At 69.2% G+C, this 3,241-nt stretch carries 4 protein-coding genes; all 4 read right to left on the reverse strand.

The features are described from left to right. Positions 1–52: 52 nt before the first annotated feature. Entirely contained in the window at positions 53–910 is an 858-nt protein-coding gene (locus tag G6R24_RS19665; protein WP_163550646.1) for a DUF72 domain-containing protein, read from the reverse strand. A gap of 54 nt (positions 911–964) precedes the next feature. Then, positions 965–1,093: a hypothetical protein gene (locus tag G6R24_RS23465; protein WP_263864092.1), complete on the reverse strand. Its 129-nt coding sequence runs from the start codon at positions 1,091–1,093 to the stop codon at positions 965–967. Positions 1,094–1,249: 156 nt separating this feature from the next. Next, on the reverse strand, positions 1,250–1,819 hold the full coding sequence (locus G6R24_RS19675) for a nuclear transport factor 2 family protein (RefSeq protein WP_225438787.1): 570 nt from the start codon (positions 1,817–1,819) through the stop codon (positions 1,250–1,252). 127 nt (positions 1,820–1,946) lie between these two features. Then, on the reverse strand, positions 1,947–3,218 hold the full coding sequence (locus G6R24_RS19680) for an ABC transporter substrate-binding protein (RefSeq protein WP_225438789.1): 1,272 nt from the start codon (positions 3,216–3,218) through the stop codon (positions 1,947–1,949). Positions 3,219–3,241: the final 23 nt, after the last annotated feature.

The following is a 3,241-nucleotide window of genomic DNA, read 5'->3' on the forward strand; positions in this document are numbered from 1 at the left end:
GGCTTTGATTGTTTTGACGAGAAGAGCCGGCTGGACGAACGGACCGGTGGGACTAGAACAGGGTGGGGGGTGCGGCGGGCAGGGGAGCCGGTAGCGGGGCGAGATCGAGTTCGGGGACACGGGCGCGGACGTCGTCGTGGAACTGGCGGGCCAACCGCGGCGCGTCGGCGTTGTCCGGGGTGTGGATGAAGACGGTGGGGGAGCGGTTCTCCTGTAGCCAGGCGGCACAGCGGTCGGCCCAGGGCCGCCAGCCCGCGGCGGTGCGTACCGGGTCGTCGCGGCCGAGGTAGCGGATGATCGGGCGGTCGGTCAGGGCGTGGGTGCGGCGTGGCACCCGCGGCTTCTTCGTCCAGGCGTCCCGTTCGGCGTCGCTGGTGGGTGGGCTGGCGAAGAACACGGTGGTGTCGAACGGAACCCATTCGGCGCCGACGGTCAGCAACGCCCGCTCTAGGACCTGGGCGGCCGCCGGGTCGGTGAAGAACGCCGGATGCCGGACCTCGACGGCGTACCTGTGTGTCCGCGGCAGGCCGCGCAGGAAGGCCGCGAGCGCCGCGACGTCATACGGAGTGAACGCGGGCGGGAACTGCAGCCACAGCGCCGCGACCCGGGGCCCGAGGGGTGCCACCGCGTCGAGGAAGGCGCGCAGCGGTGCGTCCACATCGTTCAGCCGCCGGTCATGGGTGATCACCCTGGGTAGTTTCAGGACGAAGCGGAAATCCGGGTCGGTCTGTCGGGCCCAGGATCGCACGGTGTCCACACCCGGGGTGGCGTAGAAGGTGGTGTTGCCCTCGACCGCCGTGCACCAGCTCGCGTAATGACGCAGCCGCTCGGTGGCGGGCAGCGGATGCGGGAGGAACCGCCCGTTCCACGAGGCGTGCGCCCACATCGCAGCGCCGACATGCAGCCGCATCGGGTGCAGCATCCTCCAGCGTGCGCAGATCAATGGGGGCGGACGACTGCGACGCTACCGCTGTCGGACCATGGTCGGCGCATCGGGGGCGTCTGGTGAACCGGCGCCGACGGTGTCGTCGAGATCGACGAACTGGCGGGCCCGCAGGGTGAACAGGTCGCGGTAGATACCGGGCCGGCCCATCAGCTCGGTGTGGGTACCGTTCCCGACGACCTGACCGTCGTCGGGAACGTAGATGCGGTCGGCCCTGCGGACACTGGCCAGGCGGTGGTGACGAGGCGGTCTGGGCTACCGTCCACCCACCCAGGGTGCGGGCGGACGGTCAGGTCGCCCCCGTCATCAGCCGGGATTCGCGACCTGGGTGGCCGAGCCCCGCGGATCACCCTGATTGTCGGAGCCCGAGATCGCGCTCGGACGGGCGACCATCGTCGAGTTCGGCGCGTGCCAGTCCGTCGAGACGAACCGGTGGCGGATCAGCCACTCGTCACCGACCGGAACGAACGTGTCCCGATAACGTCCATAGTGGTCCAGGCCGATCTCGGTGACCACCGTGAAATAGGTGGCCACCCGTGCCTCGGTCGGGGAGAGCTCGAGGAACCGGGTGTTCGTCAGGTTGTGTCGGACGATCCGCCGCCCGCCCACGGCAGCCCCGTCGGGTGGCGGCTGATGCCTGGATGCCGCCGATGCCGCCGATGCCGTTGTGCCGCCGAGAAAGGCGACGATCGCCGCTCGGCCGCGCAGGGGTGCCTGGCCGCGCAGTTCCAGCTCGCCGTCCGCGCAGAAGGCCAGCGCGAGCTCGTCCAGGCGCAGCCCGTCACCAGACCAGCTGTACCGCACCAGTGCGTCGCGAATGCGCTCCCGCGCCGCGATCTCCCACAGTTCCATAGTCCGCGCAGCGTACTGCCCCACCTGGCCGGGACGCGACGGCTACGGTCAGGTGGGGCATGACGGGGAGAGAGGAGCCCCGCGGCCGGCTGGGAGAACGGCGGTGGACAGCTGACGGGCTGGACGACGGCGTGGGTGCGACAACGGCGGGTCAGGCGCTGACGCGCTCCCCGCAGAAGTTGGCGGCGGTGGTGATGAGGCCGTTACCGGCCGAGTTGACCGCGGTGAACGGGTAGCAGACCGGAAGCTTCCCGAAGTCCGCGTCGAAGTCGATGGGGGTGATGAGACCGCCGGCGTTGTAGTTCTTCACCGCGCGCAGATGACTGATGAAGCCCGCCTGGGTGGGGCAGGGACCGGCTTCCTGGAGACCGCGGACCAGCATGTCGCCGACGACGTAGCCGACCCGCGCGAGGGTCTGGCTGGTGTCCCCCAGGTCGGGGGAGTAGCGGGCCAGGGCGTCCCGATAGGCGGTGAACGAGGGCGAGGTCGGATCGACCGGCTGGGCGGAGTAGACGGTCAGACCGGCCAGCAGCGGGCCGTACTCCTGCAGAAGCTGGGTACCGGGAGTCTCGTTGGCGCTGAGGATGGCCTTCGGACTGGCGCCGCTGCGTCGCACCGCGGCGACGATCTTCGCGAAAGTGCTGCTGGACAGCGCGCTGGCCAGCGTGTCCACCTTGTCTGCGGCGACTCGCCGGACGATCTCGTCGATCTGGCTCTGGGTCGGGTCCTCGTCGGCCGCCGCCGAACCCACGGCCATCCCCACCGACTGGAAGCTGGCCCGCAACTGCTGGGCCGTCTTGTCGGAGACGCCGATGCCGGCGGGATCGACGATGACCAGCGCCCGGGTCCCGCCGAGCTGCTGGGCGTACTTCCCGAAGGTGGTGACCGAGTCCGTCGAGTTGACGGTACCCTGGGAGTAGCTGTAGGTGAACATGTTCCGGTACTGCGACCACACGGGCTCCGCGGCGACGCCGAGCACCGGAATTCCCCGGGAAGCCAGGTAGTCGGCTCCACCGGACGAGGTGGGGGTCGCCTCGAGGATCGCGAAGCTGTTCCGATCGTCCACCAGGTTCCGGCTGACCACTCCGTTGGTGTCCACCCGACCCCGGTCGTCGGCCCATTCGTAGGTGATCTTCCGGCCGTTCACACCGCCGGCGGCGTTCGCCACGCCGAGGCGGGCGTTCAACCCGGCCCGAGTCGACTGAAATATGGTGGAAAGTGACCCTGTGTCCGGATATATGAGGCCTACCTTGACCTCATTCGGGGAGACTCCGGGTCCGTTGCAGGACGCCGCCGATGTGGCCGAGTCGGCGCTGCAGCCGACCAGTGCCGACAGACACAGCAGTGCGACGGGTAATGCCGACAGTGCACGGATTGACACCTGGAGGCCCTTTCCTGAACGGTGTTGCGGGGTGGTCGACATAGTAGCCGGCAAAGAACAATTAG

Origin of the sequence: Candidatus Frankia nodulisporulans, from assembly GCF_902806475.1 — a bacterium.
Lineage (GTDB): Bacteria > Actinomycetota > Actinomycetes > Frankiales > Frankiaceae > Frankia > Frankia umida.

Excerpts from the sequence above, each read along its gene's own strand:
- G6R24_RS19665 (WP_163550646.1), bottom strand. The coding sequence starts at position 910 with ATGCGGCTGCATGTCGGCGCTGCGATGTGGGCGCACGCCTCGTGGAAC.
- G6R24_RS23465 (WP_263864092.1), bottom strand. The coding sequence starts at position 1,093 with ATGGGCCGGCCCGGTATCTACCGCGACCTGTTCACCCTGCGGGCCCGC.
- G6R24_RS19680 (WP_225438789.1), bottom strand. The coding sequence starts at position 3,218 with ATGTCGACCACCCCGCAACACCGTTCAGGAAAGGGCCTCCAGGTGTCA.